The organism is Aeromicrobium choanae (genome assembly GCF_900167475.1).
Taxonomy (GTDB): Bacteria; Actinomycetota; Actinomycetes; order Propionibacteriales; family Nocardioidaceae; genus Aeromicrobium; species Aeromicrobium choanae.
The window spans coordinates 849667-867674 of sequence record NZ_LT796768.1; the positions used below are offsets into that span (position 1 = coordinate 849667).

Genomic DNA, 18008 nt, shown 5'->3' on the forward strand with positions numbered 1-18008 from the left:
GGCTGTCGGTCAACCCGCCCAGAGCCCCAGGGCGGCGGCGGCGAGGCCGGCGGCGAGCATCGCCGCGGCGTGGAGGGCGGCCACGGTGACGGCGCGGGCGCCGCCCGCGCGGGCCAGCAGCACCGACTCCACGCTGGCGGCCGAGAAGGTCGTGTAGCCGCCGAGCAGGCCCGTGCCGACGACGGCGCGCACGTCGGAGCCCGTCGCGGTGGACGCCACGACCAGGCCGAGCACGAAGGAGCCGCTGAGGTTCACGACGAACGTGCCCAGCGGAACCGACGAGCGGACCCACCGCGCGACCGCGCCATCGACGACGAAGCGCAGAACGGCGCCGAGGCCTCCGGCGAGGGCGATCAGCGCGATCATGAGCCGGCCTCCCCGGATCGCGGCGCGGGGACGCCGCCGCCCGCGAGCACTCCGAGCGCCGCCGCGAGGACTCCCCCGACGACGCTCGCTCCTGCGTACGCGAGCCCCAGTCCCACCGAGCCGCCGCCCAGCAGCCGGTCGACCTCGACCGCGAACGCGCTGTAGGTCGTGAAGCCGCCGAGCACGCCGGCGCCCAGGGCCGGCCGCACGAGCCGCCACGCTCCCGAACGGCCGCCACGGACCGCGACCAGCGCCACGAGCAGCCCGAGCAGGAACGACCCGGCCACGTTCACCCCGAAGGTCGCCCACGGCCAGGCCCCGTCGGACACGGGGAAGGCGTCGGCGAGCACGGCACGAGCGGCCGTGCCGACCGCGCCGCCGAGCATCACGAGCGCGAGCACCGCGGGCTGCAGGAAGAGCGGTCGCGCGAGGGCGTCGTCAGCGCGCACGGGAGTCCTCTCGGTAATGACGGCACGGGTGCGCGCCGAGCCTACGCTCCCGGGAACGACAGCGCGGTGGACCGTGGCCGGAGCCACGATCCACCGCGCGAGGGGGGAGGGACTAGCGCTTCATCTTGAAGACGTAGACCTTCGTGACGGTGCGCGGCTTGCCGCCCGTCGGGGTGTACGTGGCCTTGACGCGGATCTTCGTCGAGGCGACGCCCTTCTTCTTGAGCTGCTTCTTGAGCTTCTTGATCGTCGACCGGGACGGCTTGACCCAGACGGCGGCCTTGCCGGACGTGCCGACCTTCTTCGTGACCGTCTTGAGCGCGCCCTTCCTGGACGACCCGACCGTCAGCCGGCCGGCACCCGGCAGCTGGATCTTCAGCTTGACCGCAGCGGCCCGGGAGTAGGCCGAGGCCTTGGGCAGCGTGAACGCGTTGCTCGGCGCCGGCGCGACGGCGACGGGAGCCTTGATGCCCGTGCGCACCGCGGTGTCGAGGACGGAGCGCCAGCCGCCGTCCTGGCCGTCGGCCTGCGCGGGGCTCGCGTGGTACCAGTCCCAGGCCAGCGCCACCGTGGTGCCCTTGCCCTCACGGGTCGTGAAGACGCCGGCGTTGTCGTTGTCGGAGTCGATGTACTGGGTCACGGCGCCCGCGGGCAGCGTGGACACCCGGTACGAGCTCGAGCCGTCGTTGTCCGGCAGCGTCGCCGGGCCACCGCGGAAGGGGCTGCCGGCGGGGGCGACGTTGAGCCACTCGGAGTCACCGGTGGTCTCGACCTCGTAGCCGAACAGTCCGTTGAGCGTCGTGTCGTAGTCGGCGGCCACGACGATGGCGCCGCCGGCGCGGACCCAGGAGACGATGGCGGACTTCGCGGCCGGCTCCAGCGCGGGCACCCACGCGCCCTGCTCGAGCTCGGGGACGACGAGGGTGTCCTGGCCCTTGAGCGCGGAGCTGACGGCCGCGGCGCTCGTGCCGGTGAACGGCGTCACCGTGTGGCCGTCGGCGCGCAGGCCCACGATCATGTTGGCCGCCTCGTGGCTCTCGTTCTCGGCCACGTCGGCCAGGTCGATGGTGTCGACGAAGCTCGGGTCGTTGAGCAGGGCGATCTTGGCGCCGGGCTTCGGCGGGACGGGAGCGGCCGTCGCGACGGGCGCGGCGAACGCGAGGGCGCCCGTGACGAGGGCGCCGGTGAGGAGTCCGGACAGGACTCGGTACTGGTTCTTCGGGGAGGTCATGCGCGTGAGCCTAGGGGCGCATGTGACTGCTGGGAGGACTTTCGTCCCAACGTAGTACCAAGGAACCACGCGATGCGGCCTGGTGAGCCCTCACGGTCCACGGTCCCCGGACAGACGACGACGCCCCCGGAACTGGTCCGGGGGCGTCGATCAGACGTGGAGCATAGGAGATTCGAACTCCTGACCTCTTCGATGCGAACGAAGCGCGCTACCAACTGCGCCAATGCCCCAAGGTCGTGATTCAGGATAGCAAGACCGTCGAGGGAGTCACTCCCGCGGGGTCGGTGAGTCGGTCAGTGCCCGACGGCGTGCTGGTCGGTGCCGGCGTCGCCCTCGTCCACGCCGGGCAGCTCGGTCTGCTCGCCCTCGACGTGACCCGAGGTCCACGCACCCGGCTGGCCGAACTCGATGGTGCGGACCGTGCGGCCCGCGCGGGGCTTGCTGACGTAGGTGGGCACCGTGATCGGCAGCGGGTCCCACAGCGGCTCGCCGTTGGTGGCCGAGACGCTGGGCACGGCGATCTGCAGCTGCTCGTCGAGGGCGTCGGCACCCAGGGGCGCGTCCATCTCCATCACGTTGCGGCGGTCGGGATCGAGATCCTCGACCTGGTCGGAGACGACGACGGTCATCTCCTCGTCGGCGGCGGAGCCACCCACGGCGGTCGAGCTGCGGTCGCTCACCCGGCCGGAGGCCCAGCCGAGGACCCGGCCCGTGGCGGCCGGCACGGCGCGCAGCCCGCGCAGGACACGGCCCTGCGAGGAGCGGCGGGCGATGCCGCGCTCCTGGCGCACCATGACCCGGCACAGGACCAGCCAGCCGATGATGAGGCCCACCCCGATGGCCGGGGTCCAGACCGGGACGAGCCGGCCGACGGCCAGGCCCGAGAGAGCCGCCAGCACGGCCACGAGCGTCAGCAACACGTTGCGACGGCGTCGGGCCGCGATCCGGGCGGCGTCGCGCGTGACGCGCGGACGCTGCGTGTCGACCGCCGGAGAAGTCCGGTCGACACGAGGGGAAGTCGTAGGCGTGGGAGCCGGCTCGGAGCGCTGCTGCACCACGGGGCTCTTCTCCACGGCGAGAGTGTCCACGGAACGCTCCTCGGCGGCGACGGAGACCCGGCGGGGCTCGACGACGCGGCGGGTCGGACCGTCCTGGTCCAACGAGGAGTTCTTGCTCGCCTCGTCGTAGCGACGCAGGACGAGCGGCACGAAGTACGCCGCCCACAGTGCGACGACGAACGCGACGATCAATCCGCTGGAACCCACGCTTGAAACCGTAGGTCGTGCGGCGCTCGATCCGTGGGAGCGAGGCGGGTGTGTCGCACCAGAGTTCACGCCGGCCCCGTCCGGCTCAGGCCGGAGGACGCTCCTGGCGCAGCCGATCGAGCACCCCGTGGGGCACGTCCTCCTTGAGCAGCTGGAAGACGCGATGGTCGCGCCAGTCCCCCGCGATGTGCAGGTAGCGCGGCGCCAGACCGAACTCGGTGAAGCCCAGCTTCTCCACGACGCGCAGGCTCGCCGCGTTCTCGGGGCGGATGGAGATCTCGATCCGGTGCAGGCCCGCCTTGGTGAACAGGTGGTCGCACACGAGCGCCACCGCGGTGGGCGTGACGCCCTTGCCGGCATGGCTGCGGGCCACCCAGTAGCCGATGCTCGCCCACAGGGCGGAGCCGCGGGTGATCCCGCTGACGGTGACCTGGCCGACCATGTCGCCGGCCCACGTGACGGCGAACGGCATGGCCAGGCCCTCGCGGGCCTTGCGCCGCAGCGCCGCGATCGTGGCGCCGTACGAGTCGGGGACGGTGCCCTCGCCGCGCGGCAGCGTGGCCTCCCACGGCGACAGCCACTCGAGGTTCTCCGCGCGCAGCCGGGCCCACGTGGAGGCGTCGCGCCGCGTGAGGGGTCGCACCCCGATCAAGCCGTCGGAGAGCGTCGCCGGCCAGCCGCGCGCCATCAGAAGTTGCGGTCCAGCACGAGGGTGCGGACGGTGTCGCCCAGGTGCAGCGCGCTCTCGTCCTCACCCACCACGATCAGGGCGTTGGCCTTGGCCAGCGCCCCCACGAGATGAGGCCCGGTGTGCGGCAACGGCGTGACCTTCGCACCGCGGTGCGTGACCTCGAAGAACGCGGGGCGGTACTCGCGGACGCCGGTGTCGGAGGTCAGGTCCTCGGCCAGCACCGCGTGCACCTGCGGACGCCGGTAGGGCGTGCGGCCGAGCATGCGACGGATCGCCGGCACCACGAAGACCTCGAAGCCGACGTAGGCCGCCACGGGCTCGCCCGGGAGCGTGATGACCGGGGTCTGCTCGTCGAAGACGCGACCGAAGCCGTGGGTGCGTCCCGGGCTGATGGCGATGTCGGAGAAGGTGACCTCGCCGATCTCGGTGAGCGTGCTCTTGACCAGCGCGCGCTCGTCGCCGGTGATGCCCCCGGTGGTGATCACGAGGTCGGCGCGCACCAGCTGGTCGGACAGCACGCGCTTGAAGTGTGTGGGGTCGTCGTCGACGACGCCCACCCGGTAGGCGATCGCACCCAGGTCGCGCACGGCGGCCGCGAGCATCGAGGAGTTCGCGTCGTGGACCGAGTCGGCGTCGAGGTGGGCCCCGGGCTCGCGCAGCTCGCGGCCGGTGGACATCACCACCACGCGCGGGCGGGGCCGGGCGCGCACGCGGTCGCGTCCGATGGCCGCCAGCAGGCCGATCTCGCGCGGGCCGAGGACGGCGCCCTCGGGTAGCGCGACGCCGCCGCGGGAGAGGTCGCCGGCCGCGTGGCGCACGCCCGAGCCGGCCAGGACGGCACGGCTGATGGCGACGCGGGTGCGGCCACCGTCGGTGGAGTCGGCCGCGACGACGGCGTCGGCACCGCGCGGGAGCGGCGCGCCGGCCATGATCCGCACGCACGAGCCACCGCTGATGGCGAAGGGCTTGCCGAGGCCGGGCACGATCTCCGCGACGACCGGCAGCTCGACGGGGTCGCCGGGGCGGGCCCCGACGACGTCGGTCGCGTTGACGGCGTACCCGTCGACCGCGGCGGAGGAGAAGCGCGGGAGGTCCTCGTTGCTGATGACGTCCTCGTGCAGGGTCAGGCCGAGCGACTCCACGACGGGCTGATCGTAGGCCGCGAGCGGTCCGACGCCCCGCAGGATCGTCTCGAGATGGTCCTCGACCGTCAGGCGCCCGGGGGCGACGCTGACGGGACGCGTCCGCGGAGGCAGCTGACCTGACGACATGCGTGCCAGCCTAACGGCCGTTCCGCCTCAGATCCCGGACAGCACCGTTCCGGAGGCCACGTGGCGCGGTCGGCCCTCGTCCTCGAGCACCACGTCGCCGCGCACGACCACGCCCTCGCCGAAGCTCCAGTCGCCGCGCACGGTGAGGGACGAGGCGTACAGCAGACCCACCGAGAACGGCACCCGCTTGTCGAACTCGCTGATCGCGCCGAAGTAGCGCTTGTCCAGGGAGATCGCCGGGACCTCGTCCACCCGCGCGCGCATCTGGTAGTCCGGACCCACGTCGTACACGTCGGACCGCAGCAGCATCAGGTCGTCGGTGGTCTTCACCGGCAGGAAGCGAGCCCGGTCGACCTCGATCGCCGTGGCGCCCTCGAACACCGAGATCGCAGCGCCCATGGCCGACTCGATCTGGATCACCTGCGGGCTGTCGGGGTCGGTCGGGTCGACGTTCTTCTGGTTGCGGATCAGCGGCAGGTCGAGCACGCCGTTCGCCCGGTCGAGCTCGGCACGCAGGGCCGCCAGGTCGAACCACAGGTTGTTCGTGTGGAAGTACCGGTGGACCGACAGGTCGGCCGCGGCCTCGCGGTCCTCCTCGGCGATCTGGGCGGTCTCGCGCAGGATGAGCCGGCCGTCGGAGCGGCGCACCACGAGGTGGCCGCCCTTCACGTCGGCGGGGGTGCGGCGGCAGACCTCGGCCGCGTACGGTGCCCCGGTCTGGGCGAACCACGCCATCATCGCGGGATCGGGCACGGCACCGAGGTTGTCGGCGTTGGAGATCGAGGCGTAGCGGTAGCCGGCCTCGATCAGCTGATCGAGGACACCGGAGGAGTCGAGCGCCGTGTAGAGGTCGGCGTGGCCGGGCGGGCACCACTCGAGCGCCGGGTCGTCCGGCCAGTCGACGGGCTCGAGCGTCTCGGCGTCCAGGCGCGGCTCGCGGTTCTGCAGGAAGTCCAGCGGCAGGTCGCCGACCCGGAGCTCCTTGTACCGCGCCAGCGTCGCGAGCGTGTCGTCACGGGTGCGGAAGCTGTTCATGAACAGCAGCGGCAGGTCGACGCCCAAGGTGGAGCGCACGTGCCAGACCTGGTCGACGATGAGGTCCAGGAAGCTGAGCCGGTGCTTGATCGGCAGCAGGGACTTCGCCTGCGTCATCCCCATCGTGGTGCCCAGCCCGCCGTTGAGCTTGATGACCACGGTCTCGGCGGCCGCGCGGCGCAGGGTCTCGGCGTCGAAGTCGAGCGACTCGATGCTGGCGACGTCCTTCAGCGGCTCGACCTCGGACTCCGGGATGAGCCCGGACGCGCCCTCGTGGAGCTGGTGGTAGAACGCCGTGAAGACGTCGATGGCCTGCTCGGGCAGTCCGTCCGAGCGCATCTTCTCCTGTGCGGCTGCCAGTGCATTCATCGGCCCTAGGCTAGCGCCATGTCGACATCCATGGCGGATGAGAAGTCGAACCTCCGCAAAGCGATCACCTCACGTCGACGAGCCCGGACGGCTCCGGAGCGAGCCCTCGCGGCCGAGGCGATCGCCCTGCACGCCGCCGCCCTGCCCGCCCTCGTGCGGGCGCGGCGCGTGGCGGCCTACCTGTCGATGCCCAGCGAGCCCGGCACCGAGCCGTTGCTCGAGATGCTCGTGGGACGGGGCGTCGAGGTGCTGGTGCCCGTGAGCCTGCCCGACCGGTCGCTGGACTGGGCCGCGTACGAGCCGGGCGACGTGGTCGCGGGCGCGCTCGGCGTGCCCGCGCCCACGGGCCCCCCACTCGGCCGCGAGGCCCTCGCCACGTGCGACGTGGCGCTGGTGCCGGGCCTGGCCGTGGACCACGCGGGGACTCGTCTCGGCCGCGGCGCCGGGTACTACGACCGCGCCCTGGCGGACTTCACCGGCGTCACCTGCGCCGTGGTGTTCGAGGACGAGCTGCTGCCGCACGTGCCGAGCGAGCCGCACGACCGTCCCGTGGACCTCGTCCTCACGCCCTCGGGCACCTTCCGCCCCGAACGGACGTAGACCCGTAGCCGTTCGGGGCGAGCGTCAGGAGACGTGGACGATCGGGAGGCGGTAGGCGGCCGGCGCCGACTCGGGGACGACGGGGTTCTTCGGCATCACCGGCTCCAGCCGGACGTAGGGCCGGCCCAGCGGGGGGCGCTCGTCGCGCTCGCCGCGGTTGGGCCACAGCGCCACCGCCCGCTCGGCCTGCGCGGTGATCGTCAGCGAGGGGTTCACGCCCAGGTTCGCGCTGATCGCGGAGCCGTCGATGACGTGGAGTCCCTCGTGGCCGTAGAGGCGCTGGTACGGGTCGATCACGCCGGTCTCGGGCGAGTCGCCGATCGCGCAGCCGCCCAGGAAGTGCGCCGTCATGGGGATGCCGATCGGCTCGGTGACGATGCCGCCGGCCACGCCGTCCATGTAGTCGGCCATCTCCGACACCGCGCGGTGCGCCTCGGGGATGTAGGTGGGGTTCGGCTCCCCCGACCCCTGCTTCGTGGTCATCTTGCGGCCGCCGAGCAGCCGCCGCTTCGTGTAGGTGGTGATCGAGTTGTCGCGCGCCTGCATCACGAGGGCGATCACGGTGCGCTCCGACCAGTGGAACGCGTCGTAGAGCTTGGGCAGCCGCGGCGCGATCTTCACGATGTTCTTGAGCACCGTCAGCACGCTCGGCTTGCCGTTCCCGCTGCCGTCGGTGGACAGCACCATCTGCACGAACATCATCACGTTCGAGCCCTTGCCGTAGCGGACGGGCTCGATGTGGGTCGTGTCGTTCGGGTGGATCGAGGACGTGATGGCGACGCCCCGGGTGTAGTCGACGTCGCGGTGCATCGACACCGAACCCATGAGGGCCTCGGAGTTCGTGCGGGTGAGCAGTCCGAGCCGGTCGGAGACCTTCGGCAGGCTGCCCGAGTCGCGCAGCTGGTGCAGCAGCCGCTGGGTGCCCAGCGAGGCGGCGGCGAAGACGACCTGCTCGGCGCGGATGACCGGCTGCTTCCCGCGCCACTTCCGGGTGGAGCGCGTGTGCACCTCGTAGCCGCCACCCGCCGGTCGGACGTCGACCACGGTGGTGAGGTCGCGCACCTCCGCGCCGGCCTGCTCGGCCAGGTAGAGGTAGTTCTTCACGAGCGTGTTCTTCGCGTTGTGGCGGCAGCCCGACATGCACTCGCCGCAGTTGATGCAGGTGCGGCGGGCCGGGCCGACGCCACCGAAGTACGGATCGCCCACGTCGCGTCCCTCGTCGTCGCCGAACAGCACGCCGACGGGCGCGAAGTGGAAGCTGTCGCCGTAGCCGAGGCGCTCGGCGGTGTTCTTCACCACCGTGTCGGCCGGGCTCATCTGCGTGACCGGGTTGACGCCGAGCATGCGCTTGGCCTGGTCGTAGTAGGGGGCCAGCTCGCTCTTCCAGTCGGTGATGTGGCTCCACGCCGGATCCTCGTAGAACGGGTCGAGCGGCTCGTAGAGGGTGTTGGCGTAGACCAGCGACCCGCCGCCGACGCCCGCGCCGGCCAGCACGAGCGAGTTGCGCAGCAGGTTGATCCGCTGGATGCCGTAGCACCCCAGCTTCGGGGCCCACAGGTACTCGCGCAGGTGCCAGGAGTTCTTCGCGAACTCGTGGTCGGCGAAGCGTCGGCCCGCCTCCACGACCAGGACCTTGTAGCCCTTCTCGGTCAGCCGCAGCGCCGAGACGCTGCCGCCGAACCCCGATCCCACGATGACGACGTCGTAGTCGAACTCGCTCATGCTCGTCTTCCTTCTCTCAGGCCCGGCGGGTGAAGCGACGCAGGCCGATGAGGCCGACGGTCAGGAGGGCACCGAAGGTGCGCTTGGACAGGAACGACGGTCCTCCCACGGGGATCACCCGCTGGACGCCGATCGACTGGGTCTCGGTGAAGCGCAGCAGTCCCTCGGCGCCCTGGCGGCGGCCGGTGCCCGACTCCTTCATCCCGCCCATCGGCGCACCGATGCTGCCGAACGTGGCGGCGAAGCCCTCGTTGACGTTGACCGTGCCGGCCTTGATCCGGGTGGCGACCTGGCGCGCCCGGCGCGACGGGCCCCAGACGCTGGCGTTCAGCCCGTAGGGGGTGTCGTTCGCCGCCTGCACCGCCTCGCCGATGCTGCGGTACCGGTAGAGCGAGACGACCGGGCCGAAGGTCTCCTCGGCGAAGCACAGCGCCGACTCGGGCACGTCCTCCAGCACGGTGGGCTCGTGGAACCACGGCGCGATGTCGGGACGCGCGTGGCCACCCGAGACGAGGGTCGCCCCGTGGTCGAGCGCGTCGGCCACGTGCTTCTGGGTGGTGGCCAGCTGCGACGGCGAGACGAGGGTGCCCATCTCGACCTCCCAGTCGGCGTTCGCCCCGTAGGCCATTTGGGCGAGGCGCCCGGCCAGGCCGTCGCGGTAGCGGTCGTAGATCGAGTCGTGCACGTAGACGCGCTCGATGGAGACGCACAGCTGGCCCGCCGAGCTGAACGCCGCCGTCACGGTGCCCTCGACGGCCTTCTCGACGTCGGCGCCCGGCAGGACGATCATCGGGTTCTTGCCGCCCAGCTCGAGCGAGCAGCCGATGAGCCGCTGCGAGCACTGCGCGGCGATGCGCTTGCCGGTGGCCGTGGAGCCGGTGAAGCAGATGTAGTCGGCGTGGTCGATGATCACAGAGCCGATGACCGAGCCGGCACCGCTGACGACCTGCCAGAGGTCCTTCGGGAAGCCGGCGCGGTGCATGAGCTCGATGATCGCCAGCGCCGTGAGGGGCGACTGGCTGTCGGGCTTGTGCACCACCGCGTTGCCCGCGGCCACCGCGGCGAGGCCGTCGACGAGCGCCATCGAGAGCGGGTAGTTCCACGGCGTGATCAGGCCGACGACGCCCTTCGGCTGGTGGTGCTGGCGGACCGACGTGATGACGGGGTACACCCCGCTGCGGCGGTGGGGGCCGAGGATCCGCGAGAGCCTGCGCCCGTAGTAGCGGCCGGTCAGGGCGGAGTGCAGCACCTCGTCGAAGGCGTGGGAGCGGGCCTTGCCCGACTCCAGCTGGATCAGGTCGAGCAGCTCGGCCTGGTGCTTGAGCACGAGGTCGTGGAGGCGCAGCAGCGCCTTCTTGCGGCGGCGCACTGGCGTGCGAGCCCAGTCGAGCTGGGCCACGCGAGCCGCGGCGAAGGCGTCGAGGACGTCCTGGTCGGTGGAGACCGGGACGGTGGCGACGTCGGCGCCGGTCAGCGGCGAGACGGTGGTGCGGGTCTCGGTGCCCGTGGCCCGGATCAGGGCGGTGAGCTCGGCGGTGCGCGCGGGCGCGACTGTGATCTGGGCGACATCAGGCATGAAGAGGACGATACCCCGGAACGGCATGATGTGACACCGCGTCTGTCACATCATGTCAACGACGGTTACACCGAGTCGGTGCCGTCGAGGTGCTTGGCGAAGCAGACCGACTCGGGGACCCGGTCGTACGGCGGGTAGACCTCGATGGGCTCGTAGCCCGACCGCGCGTAGAGGGCGATCGCCGCGCGCTGCCGCTCCCCCGTGTGCAGCACGACGCGGTCGGTGACCGCGCCCGCGCGTGCCTCGATCTCGGCAAGCAGGCGCGCCGCCAGTCCCGTGCCGCGCGTGGACGGCATCAGGTACATCCGCTTGATCTCGACGAGGTCGCGCAGCCGGCGCAGGCTCACGGTGCCGACGGGGTCGTCGCCGTCGAGGACGAGCAGGCAGGCCAGCACCGAGTCGGGGTCGATCCCCTCGGCGCCGGTGCCGTGGCGGGCCTCGCCGTAGAGCTCGGCCATCTCCTCGGCCATGCGGCTGCGCAGCGCGACGGCCCGCGGGTCGAGGAAGTCGACCTCGACGATCCTCGCGGTCACCGGCGGACCACGGGGCCGGGCTCGCGCACGTCGGCCAGCATCGTGTGGGTGGCGCGGGTCGCCTTCAGCAGGGGCCGGTCGAGCGTGGCGACGGCGAGCCCCTCGACCTCCCGGACCTCGGCGATGACGCGTCCCTCGGGGTCGTACACGGCGCTGCCGCCGTCGAACTGCGCACCGGCCACCGAGCCGCTGAGCCCGCTGACCACCACGAACATCCCGTTCTCGACCGCGCGCGCCCGGTAGTAGACCTCGCGACGGTGGGCGCTGCCGGCGAAGTACGCCACCGAGGCCGCGTACACCTCGGCACCCGCAAGCGCCAACGCGCGGGCGTGCTCGGGGAAGCAGCCGTCGTAGCAGATCGACAGGCCCACGGCCCAGCCCTTCACGTCGATGACGACGCTGTGGGCGCCTGCCACGACGTGGTCGCCCTCGTCACCGCAGGGGTTCTGCTTGTCGTAGATCCGCCGGCCCGCCGGGTCGTCACCCAGACCGAACGCCAGCGTGGAGATCGTGAAGCCGTCGGGCCCGTCGAGGCAGGCGCCGACGAGGGCCACCGTGCCGGCCGCCGCGGCGGCATCGGCGATCGGCCGCAGCCGCGGGTCGGTCTCGCCCACCACGATCGGGGGCATCCGGTAGCCGCCCAGGAAGAGCTCGGGCATCACCAGCAGGTCGGCGCCCGCGGCCTCGATCGCCCGGACCACCGTGGCGATGTCGGCCTCGACGTCGCCGGCCGAGGCGTACTGGCCGGCTGCGACCCGCAGCGTCACCCGAGGACGACCTCGATGCGCTGGAACTCCTTGAGGTCCGTGTAGCCGGTGGTGGCCATCGCGCGGCGCAGCGCCCCGACGAGGTTCATCGTGCCGTCGGGCACGTGCGACGGGCCGAACAGGACCTGCTCGAGCGAGCCGACCGTGCCGATCTCGACGCGCTCGCCGCGCGGCAGGTCGTCGTGCCAGGCCTCGGCGCCCCAGTGGAAGCCCTGGCCGGGCGCGTCGGTGGCGCGCGCGAACGGCGAGCCGATCATGACGGCGTCGGCACCGCAGGCGAACGCCTTGGCGAGGTCGCCGCTGCGGCCGATGGACCCGTCGGCGATGACGTGCACGTAGCGGCCGCCGGACTCGTCGAGGTAGTCGCGGCGCGCCGCGGCCACGTCGGAGACCGCGGAGGCCATCGGCACCGCGACGCCCAGCACGCTGCGCGTGGTGTGGGTGGCGCCGCCGCCGAAGCCCACCAGCACGCCCGCGGCGCCCGTGCGCATCAGGTGCAGCGCGGCCTGGTGCGTGGCGCAGCCGCCCACGATCACCGGCACGTCGAGCTCGTAGATGAACTCCTTGAGGTTCAGCGGCTCGGCGTTGCCCGAGACGTGCTCGGCCGAGACGGTGGTGCCGCGGATGACGAAGAGATCGACGCCGGCCTTGACGACCGCGTCGGCGAACTGCTTGGTGTGGCCCGGCGAGAGGGAGCCGGCGACGGTGACGCCGGCGTCACGGATCTCCTGCAGGCGGGCGGTGATCAGCTCGGCCTTGATCGGCTCGGCGTAGATCTGCTGCAGCCGCGGGGTGACCTGGGCGGGCTCGATCCGGGCGATCTCCTCCAGCAGCGGGCGCGGGTCCTCGTACCGGGTCCACAGGCCCTCGAGGTTGAGCACGCCGAGGCCGCCGAACTTGCCGAGAGCGATCGCGGTCTCGGGGCTCATCACCGAGTCCATCGGCGCGGCGACGATCGGCAGGTCGAAGCGGTAGGCGTCGATCTGCCAGTGCGTCGACACCTCCTGCGGGTCGCGCGTGCGGCGACTCGGCACGATGGCGATGTCGTCGAAGTGGTACCCCTGCCGGCCGCGCTTGGCCAGTCCGATGTCGATGCTCACGGGCCCAGCCTATCGGGCGCCGATCGCGTCAGAGGATCGTGTAGTTCGGTGCCTCGACGGTCATCTGGATGTCGTGCGGGTGGCTCTCCTTGAGCCCCGCCGACGTGATGCGCACGAAGCGGCCGCGCTCGCGCAGCTCGGGGATCGTGTGCGAGCCCACGTAGAACATCGACTGGTGCAGGCCGCCGACCAGCTGGTGCGCGACCGAGGAGAGCGGACCTCGGTAGGCGACGCGGCCCTCGATGCCCTCGGGGACGATCTTCTCGTCGTTCGTGACGTCGGCCTGGAAGTAGCGGTCCTTGGAGTAGGACTTCTTGCCGCGCGAGGCCATCGCGCCGACCGAGCCCATGCCGCGATAGGCCTTGTACTGCTTGCCCGCGACGAAGATCAGCTCGCCGGGGCTCTCCTCGCAGCCAGCCAGCAGCGAGCCCACCATGACGCTCTCGGCGCCGGCGACGAGGGCCTTGGCGATGTCACCGGAGTACTGCAGGCCGCCATCGGCGATCACGGGGATGCCGGCGGGCTCGGCCGCCAGCGAGGCCTCGTACACCGCGGAGATCTGGGGCACGCCGACGCCCGCGACGACGCGCGTGGTGCAGATGGAGCCGGGCCCGACGCCGACCTTCACCGCGTCGACGCCCGCGTCGACCAGGGCCTGCGCACCCTCGCGCGTGGCCACGTTGCCGCCGATGATCTGCACGTCGCCGAAGGCCGGGTCGGCCTTGAGCTTGCGCACCATGTCGAGCAGGGCGCGGGCGTGACCGTGGGCCGTGTCGACCACGAGCACGTCGACGCCGGCCTCCATGAGGCGGGTGGCGCGCTCGTAGGAGTCGCCGAAGAAGCCGACGGCGGCGCCGACCAGCAGGCGGCCCTCGGCGTCCTTGCTGGCCATCGGGAACTGCTCGGACTTCACGAAGTCCTTGACGGTGATCAGGCCGGCGAGCTTGCCCTGGTCGTCGACGATCGGCAGGCGCTCGCGCTTGTGCTGGCGCAGCAGGGCGGAGGCGTCCTCGCGGCTGATGCCGACCGGGCCGGTGATCAGCGGCATGTGGGTCATCACGTCGTGGACGAGCGTGCTGGCCCACTCGGCGACGGGCGTGAAGCGCAGGTCGCGGTTGGTGACGATGCCCAGGAGGGTGTTGTCCTCGTCGACGACCGGGAGGCCGGAGACGCGGTACTCGCCGCAGCGCTCGTCGAGCTCCTCGAGCGTGGCCTTCGGGCCGATCGTGACGGGGTTGGGGATCATGCCCGTCTGCGTGCGCTTCACGAGGTCGACCTGGTACGCCTGGTCGTCGATCGAGAGGTTGCGGTGCAGGATGCCGATGCCACCCTCGCGCGCCATCGCGATGGCCATGCGCGACTCGGTGACCGTGTCCATCGCACTGGACAGCAGCGGGATCCGCAGCGAGATCTCGCGCGTCAGCCGGGTCGTGGTGTCGACCTCACTGGGGATGACGTCGGTCTCGCCGGGAAGCAGCAGGACGTCGTCGTACGTGAGGCCGAGGGAGGAGAACTTGTCGGGGATGCCCACCATGAGCCGAGTCTACCCGCGCCCGACCCCGCTCCCGAACGCGCGGGATGTGATCTGAGCCGTCAGTGCAGGCTCGTGGCGGGACTGACCCGGAGCATCTCGTCGACCGACTCGAACTTCACGCGCGGGCGCCCCTCGCGGTGGCCTCGCGTCTCCTCGGCCTTCTCGATCGCGAGCATCCGCCGGCGGCCGACGACGCGGTCGACCCGGGTGCGCACGAACGGCCCGAAGGTGAGCCGTCGCTTCGGCGCCGGCGGGATCAGCCCGGCGTTCGCGTCGGCGACGATCGTGGCGATCGTCTCGTGGGCGCACGTGCGGTTCGTGCCGATGCCACCCGTGGCACCGCGCTTGATCCAGCCGACGACGTAGGTGCCCGGGACGGCCTCGCCCGTGGCCGGGTCGACCACGCGCCCGTGCTCGTTCGGCACGGTGGCGGTGGCCTCGTCGAACGGCAGCCCGGCGACCGGGGTGCCACGGTGACCCGTGGCGCGGATGAGGGTGCCGCACGGGACCTTCTCGGCCTGCTCGGGCACTCCGGACGGAGCCACCTGCACGGCCTCGACGCGCTCGTCGCCCTCGACCGAGACGACCTGGCGGCCGAACGAGAACACCAGCCGGCGACGGTCGCCGGGCGGTGCGGTGAGGTCGACGTCGACCAGGGGCAGGGCCGCGAGCACCGCAGCGTTCGACTCGGGCTCGGCCTCGGCCTCGGCCAGCTCGCCCTCGGTGAACTCGTCGCGCGCCACGACCACGTCGATGCCCGGAGGCATCATCAGCAGCTCGGGCCGGGTGAACGCCGCGGCCGAGGGACCCCGCCGACCGAGCAGGACGACCTCGCGCACGTCGAGGCCCCGGAAGGCGGCGACGGCGTGGTCGGGCATGTCGGTGCGGGCCAGCACCTCGGGGTCGTGCAGCAGCAGGCGGGCGAGGTCGAGGGCCACGTTGCCGTTGCCCACCACCACCACGCGGTCGCCGGACAGCACGACCCCGTCGGGTGCCACGTCGAGCGCGCCGTTGTACCAGCCGACCACCTCGGGCGCCGGGTACACGCCGGGCAGGTCCTCCCCCGGCACGCCGAGCTCGCGGTCGCGACGGGCGCCGACGCCGTAGATCACGACGTCGTGGTGCTGCAGCACGTCCGCGTGGGAGATGTCCCGGCCGACCTCGACGTTCATCACCATCTTCGTGCGGGGATGGCGGTAGGCCCAGTGGAAGAGGTCGGCGAACTTCTTGGTGTCGGTGTGGTCGGGCGCCACCCCGCCGCGCACCAGGCCGCCCGGCACGGGCAGCTTGTCGATCATCGTGATCTTCGCGTCGGTGGACAGCAGCAGCTGGCGCGCCGTGTAGGCGGCCGCCGGGCCGGTGCCCACGATCGCGATCGACAGCGAGCGCTCGAGGTCGCCGCCCATCTCGTCCCACGTGTGGGTCTTGGGCTTCTCGCGAGGCGGACGTCGCTCGAAGAACTCGGCGTTCAGGTCGGCGAAGACCGCCTCGGCACCGCGCAGCAGGTCGATCGCCTTCGGCGCGGCCACGGGGCACGCGTCGGCGCACGCGCCGCAGTCGATGCACGCCTTCGGATCGACGTAGAGGATGTCGGTCGTGCCGAAGTCGGGCTCGTCGGGAGTGGGATGGATGCAGTCCACGGGGCAGACCGAGACGCACGAGGCGTCCTTGCAGCAGGACTGGGTGATCGCGTAGGCCACGGCGGGTGCTTTCGGGTTCGAGGGTCGGCCGGGCCGGGTCAGAGCATGTGGACGGTGCGGTACATCCGCATCGCGGCCGGGGTGAGCAGGCCGACCTCGGACAGGAAGTCCATGAGGTGGACGCAGCTCATCCGCATGAGGTTCTGGTGGTGCGTGTTGGCCTTCACGGCCGCCTTGGCCTGTTCGGGGTCCAGGCCCACGTTGGCGTAGACATCGTCGTTGACCAGCGAGTCCACGATGATCGCCGCGACGACCGAGATGACGAAGGCCGCGAGGTGACGCCGCGGCTTGGAAATCCCCTCGAGGTACTCCTTGATCTCCATGCGCGCGAACTTCATGTGGCGCGCCTCCTCCACCACGTGGATCTTGCTCGAGGTGCGCACCTCCTCGAGCACGTTCTCCCCGCGCATCCAGTCGCGCTGCATGACGTCGAGGACCTCCTCGGCGACCAGGATGGACGCGTAGGACATCTCGCCGTTGGCGGTGGTGCGGAACACGCGGGCGAGCTCGTGGAAGAGCCGGCGCGGGCGGTAGTGCGGGACGCCCATCTTGCTGCAGGTCTTGCTGAACATGAGCGAGTGCCGGCACTCGTCGGCGATCTCGGTGAGGGCGAAGCGGAACTCCGGGTCGCCGTAGTCGGCGGAGTACTGCGAGCGCAGCACCATCGACTGCAGCATCGTCTCGAACCAGATGCCGGTGCTCATGATGGAGCCGACCTCGTGGCGCGTGAGGTCGATGCGCTGCTGCTCGGTCATGGAGTCCCACAGCGGCGTGCCGTAGAGGGTGGACCACTCCGGGTTCAGGCCGTACTTGGTCGGGTCGAGGGGCTTGGCCCAGTCGATCTCCTGGTCGGGGTCGTACGACAGGACGGCGGCGGACTCCAGCAGTCGCTCCAGCTCGGTGTCCATGTCGATGGACTGGCGGAACTCGACAGCGGCGCGATCGTCGGTGACGGTCATGCGATCTCCTCGGTCAGCGGTATGTGACATTGTGAATGTAACATAGGTTGTGAGTCACGTCACGAGGTTTCTCGCTCGCTGTCCGCCAGCCCGCGGGAACCGCGCACGGGCACTGCCGGCCCACCCAGGGGCACCATCGTATTGGGCTGCACCGACTGCCCATTGGGCCCATGCTGTTGTGCATGCCCAAACGCACACCGACGGCCCACACCGCCGAGGTCGCCAGCGCCTTCGCCTCCTGGTTGCGCCGCCGGCGCGAGGGGGCGGGCATGACCCAGGAGGACCTCGCGCACCGCGCGGGCCTGAGCCGCAACCAGGTGCAGAACCTGGAGAACAACCGCAACAACAACGCCACCGGACGGTCGTCGGCCAACCCGAGCCTGGACACGCTGCTGGCACTCGAGGCGGCCTTCGGGCTGGCCCTGGGCGAGCTGCTGGTCGAGGTGCGCGAGTTCATGGACTCCGCCGAGCGCTGACCCTCCTGCGGTCGCCGGCCAGCCCGGCGGCCCGTTCGAGGTCGGCGACGATCCGGTCGAACACGTCGGCCGCGTGCTGCAGGGCCGCCGCGAAGGCGCGACCCTCGCCCGCGGACGCGGCGTACGCCTCGGCGCCGTAGGCCAGCTCGATCCGGTCGCCGGGCAGGGTCCCGTGCAGGATGGCCACCCAGGCGCCCCCGGGCACCGGGAACACCCGCGCGTGCTGCTCGTCCTCAGCCGTCTCGCCGGAGCGGTGGTCGGTGCACCACCACGGGCAGGTGGTCGATGGCGTCGTCATGGGGCAGTCCTATCAACGGGTGCGGACACCGGGGCGACCCCTAGGTTATTGGGCCCGACGCGCCTT

18 protein-coding genes and 1 tRNA gene are annotated in these 18008 nt (G+C 71.7%); 2 read left to right on the forward strand and 17 right to left on the reverse strand.

Annotation, left to right across the window (positions count from 1 at the left end; translation table 11 throughout):
• Positions 1-9: 9 nt before the first annotated feature.
• From B5D60_RS04145 to B5D60_RS04180, 8 genes are all read right to left on the reverse strand, one after another.
• Entirely contained in the window at positions 10-366 is a 357-nt protein-coding gene (locus B5D60_RS04145; protein WP_078698976.1) for a fluoride efflux transporter FluC, read from the reverse strand.
• Positions 363-815: a fluoride efflux transporter FluC gene (locus B5D60_RS04150; RefSeq protein ID WP_231948968.1), complete on the reverse strand. Its 453-nt coding sequence runs from the start codon at positions 813-815 to the stop codon at positions 363-365. Before B5D60_RS04150 ends, B5D60_RS04145 begins: the two co-directional genes overlap by 4 nt.
• Positions 816-927: 112 nt before the next feature.
• Complete coding sequence (locus B5D60_RS04155; RefSeq protein ID WP_078698977.1) at positions 928-2046, reverse strand: hypothetical protein; 1119 nt, start codon at positions 2044-2046, stop codon at positions 928-930.
• A 157-nt stretch (positions 2047-2203) separates the two neighbouring features.
• Positions 2204-2276 (reverse strand) — tRNA-Ala (locus B5D60_RS04160).
• 63 nt (positions 2277-2339) lie between these two features.
• Entirely contained in the window at positions 2340-3311 is a 972-nt protein-coding gene (gene sepX, locus B5D60_RS04165; protein WP_153302870.1) for a divisome protein SepX/GlpR, read from the reverse strand.
• An 85-nt stretch (positions 3312-3396) separates the two neighbouring features.
• Positions 3397-3999 (reverse strand): GNAT family N-acetyltransferase, encoded by a 603-nt coding sequence (locus B5D60_RS04170; protein ID WP_078698979.1) that lies wholly within the window; start codon positions 3997-3999, stop codon positions 3397-3399.
• Positions 3999-5273, reverse strand: a complete 1275-nt coding sequence (locus tag B5D60_RS04175; RefSeq protein ID WP_078698980.1) for a molybdopterin molybdotransferase MoeA — start codon at positions 5271-5273, stop codon at positions 3999-4001. The genes B5D60_RS04170 and B5D60_RS04175 overlap by 1 nt, the downstream gene beginning before the upstream one ends.
• Positions 5274-5300: 27 nt before the next feature.
• Positions 5301-6677, reverse strand: a complete 1377-nt coding sequence (locus tag B5D60_RS04180) for a UTP--glucose-1-phosphate uridylyltransferase (RefSeq protein WP_078698981.1) — start codon at positions 6675-6677, stop codon at positions 5301-5303.
• Between the two features lie 18 nt (positions 6678-6695).
• Here B5D60_RS04180 and B5D60_RS04185 point away from each other — a divergent pair, with 18 nt between their 5' ends.
• Positions 6696-7277 carry a 5-formyltetrahydrofolate cyclo-ligase gene (locus tag B5D60_RS04185; RefSeq protein WP_231948969.1) on the forward strand — a complete coding sequence of 194 codons (582 nt, stop codon included), beginning with the start codon at positions 6696-6698 and terminating at the stop codon, positions 7275-7277.
• A gap of 24 nt (positions 7278-7301) precedes the next feature.
• Here the strand turns inward: B5D60_RS04185 and B5D60_RS04190 are convergent, their stop codons facing one another.
• From B5D60_RS04190 to B5D60_RS04225, 8 genes are all read right to left on the reverse strand, one after another.
• On the reverse strand, positions 7302-8999 hold the full coding sequence (locus B5D60_RS04190) for a GMC family oxidoreductase (protein WP_078698983.1): 1698 nt from the start codon (positions 8997-8999) through the stop codon (positions 7302-7304).
• A gap of 16 nt (positions 9000-9015) precedes the next feature.
• Positions 9016-10575 carry a succinic semialdehyde dehydrogenase gene (locus B5D60_RS04195; protein ID WP_078701278.1) on the reverse strand — a complete coding sequence of 520 codons (1560 nt, stop codon included), beginning with the start codon at positions 10573-10575 and terminating at the stop codon, positions 9016-9018.
• A 65-nt stretch (positions 10576-10640) separates the two neighbouring features.
• Complete coding sequence (locus tag B5D60_RS04200) at positions 10641-11108, reverse strand: GNAT family N-acetyltransferase (protein ID WP_078698984.1); 468 nt, start codon at positions 11106-11108, stop codon at positions 10641-10643.
• On the reverse strand, positions 11105-11875 hold the full coding sequence (locus B5D60_RS04205) for a carbon-nitrogen hydrolase family protein (RefSeq protein WP_078698985.1): 771 nt from the start codon (positions 11873-11875) through the stop codon (positions 11105-11107). The genes B5D60_RS04200 and B5D60_RS04205 overlap by 4 nt, the downstream gene beginning before the upstream one ends.
• Complete coding sequence (locus B5D60_RS04210; RefSeq protein ID WP_197684441.1) at positions 11872-12969, reverse strand: GuaB3 family IMP dehydrogenase-related protein; 1098 nt, start codon at positions 12967-12969, stop codon at positions 11872-11874. Before B5D60_RS04210 ends, B5D60_RS04205 begins: the two co-directional genes overlap by 4 nt.
• 34 nt (positions 12970-13003) lie before the next feature.
• A complete protein-coding gene (gene guaB / locus B5D60_RS04215; RefSeq protein WP_078698987.1) occupies positions 13004-14509 on the reverse strand; it encodes an IMP dehydrogenase in 1506 nt (501 codons plus the stop codon).
• Positions 14510-14568: 59 nt separating this feature from the next.
• Positions 14569-16209, reverse strand: coding sequence for a 4Fe-4S binding protein (locus tag B5D60_RS04220; protein ID WP_078698988.1), 1641 nt, complete (start codon positions 16207-16209; stop codon positions 14569-14571).
• Between the two features lie 38 nt (positions 16210-16247).
• Positions 16248-17168 carry an AurF N-oxygenase family protein gene (locus B5D60_RS04225; protein ID WP_078698989.1) on the reverse strand — a complete coding sequence of 307 codons (921 nt, stop codon included), beginning with the start codon at positions 17166-17168 and terminating at the stop codon, positions 16248-16250.
• Between the two features lie 182 nt (positions 17169-17350).
• On the opposite strand from B5D60_RS04225, the gene B5D60_RS04230 reads away from it, so the two are divergent.
• On the forward strand, positions 17351-17644 hold the full coding sequence (locus tag B5D60_RS04230; RefSeq protein ID WP_197684400.1) for a helix-turn-helix transcriptional regulator: 294 nt from the start codon (positions 17351-17353) through the stop codon (positions 17642-17644).
• Here the strand turns inward: B5D60_RS04230 and B5D60_RS04235 are convergent.
• Positions 17622-17942: a hypothetical protein gene (locus tag B5D60_RS04235; RefSeq protein WP_078698991.1), complete on the reverse strand. Its 321-nt coding sequence runs from the start codon at positions 17940-17942 to the stop codon at positions 17622-17624. The two genes, B5D60_RS04230 and B5D60_RS04235, sit on opposite strands and share 23 nt — an antisense overlap.
• Positions 17943-18008 lie beyond the last annotated feature (66 nt).

Bases quoted from the DNA above. Each gene is read 5' to 3' on its own strand.
- B5D60_RS04145 (WP_078698976.1), bottom strand. From the start codon at position 366: ATGATCGCGCTGATCGCCCTCGCCGGAGGCCTCGGCGCCGTTCTGCGC.
- B5D60_RS04155 (WP_078698977.1), bottom strand. From the start codon at position 2,046: ATGACCTCCCCGAAGAACCAGTACCGAGTCCTGTCCGGACTCCTCACC.
- B5D60_RS04170 (WP_078698979.1), bottom strand. From the start codon at position 3,999: ATGGCGCGCGGCTGGCCGGCGACGCTCTCCGACGGCTTGATCGGGGTG.
- B5D60_RS04175 (WP_078698980.1), bottom strand. From the start codon at position 5,273: ATGTCGTCAGGTCAGCTGCCTCCGCGGACGCGTCCCGTCAGCGTCGCC.
- B5D60_RS04180 (WP_078698981.1), bottom strand. From the start codon at position 6,677: ATGAATGCACTGGCAGCCGCACAGGAGAAGATGCGCTCGGACGGACTG.
- B5D60_RS04185 (WP_231948969.1), top strand. From the start codon at position 6,696: ATGTCGACATCCATGGCGGATGAGAAGTCGAACCTCCGCAAAGCGATC.
- B5D60_RS04190 (WP_078698983.1), bottom strand. From the start codon at position 8,999: ATGAGCGAGTTCGACTACGACGTCGTCATCGTGGGATCGGGGTTCGGC.
- B5D60_RS04195 (WP_078701278.1), bottom strand. From the start codon at position 10,575: ATGCCTGATGTCGCCCAGATCACAGTCGCGCCCGCGCGCACCGCCGAG.
- guaB (WP_078698987.1), bottom strand. From the start codon at position 14,509: ATGGTGGGCATCCCCGACAAGTTCTCCTCCCTCGGCCTCACGTACGAC.
- B5D60_RS04225 (WP_078698989.1), bottom strand. From the start codon at position 17,168: ATGACCGTCACCGACGATCGCGCCGCTGTCGAGTTCCGCCAGTCCATC.
- B5D60_RS04230 (WP_197684400.1), top strand. From the start codon at position 17,351: ATGCCCAAACGCACACCGACGGCCCACACCGCCGAGGTCGCCAGCGCC.
- B5D60_RS04235 (WP_078698991.1), bottom strand. From the start codon at position 17,942: ATGACGACGCCATCGACCACCTGCCCGTGGTGGTGCACCGACCACCGC.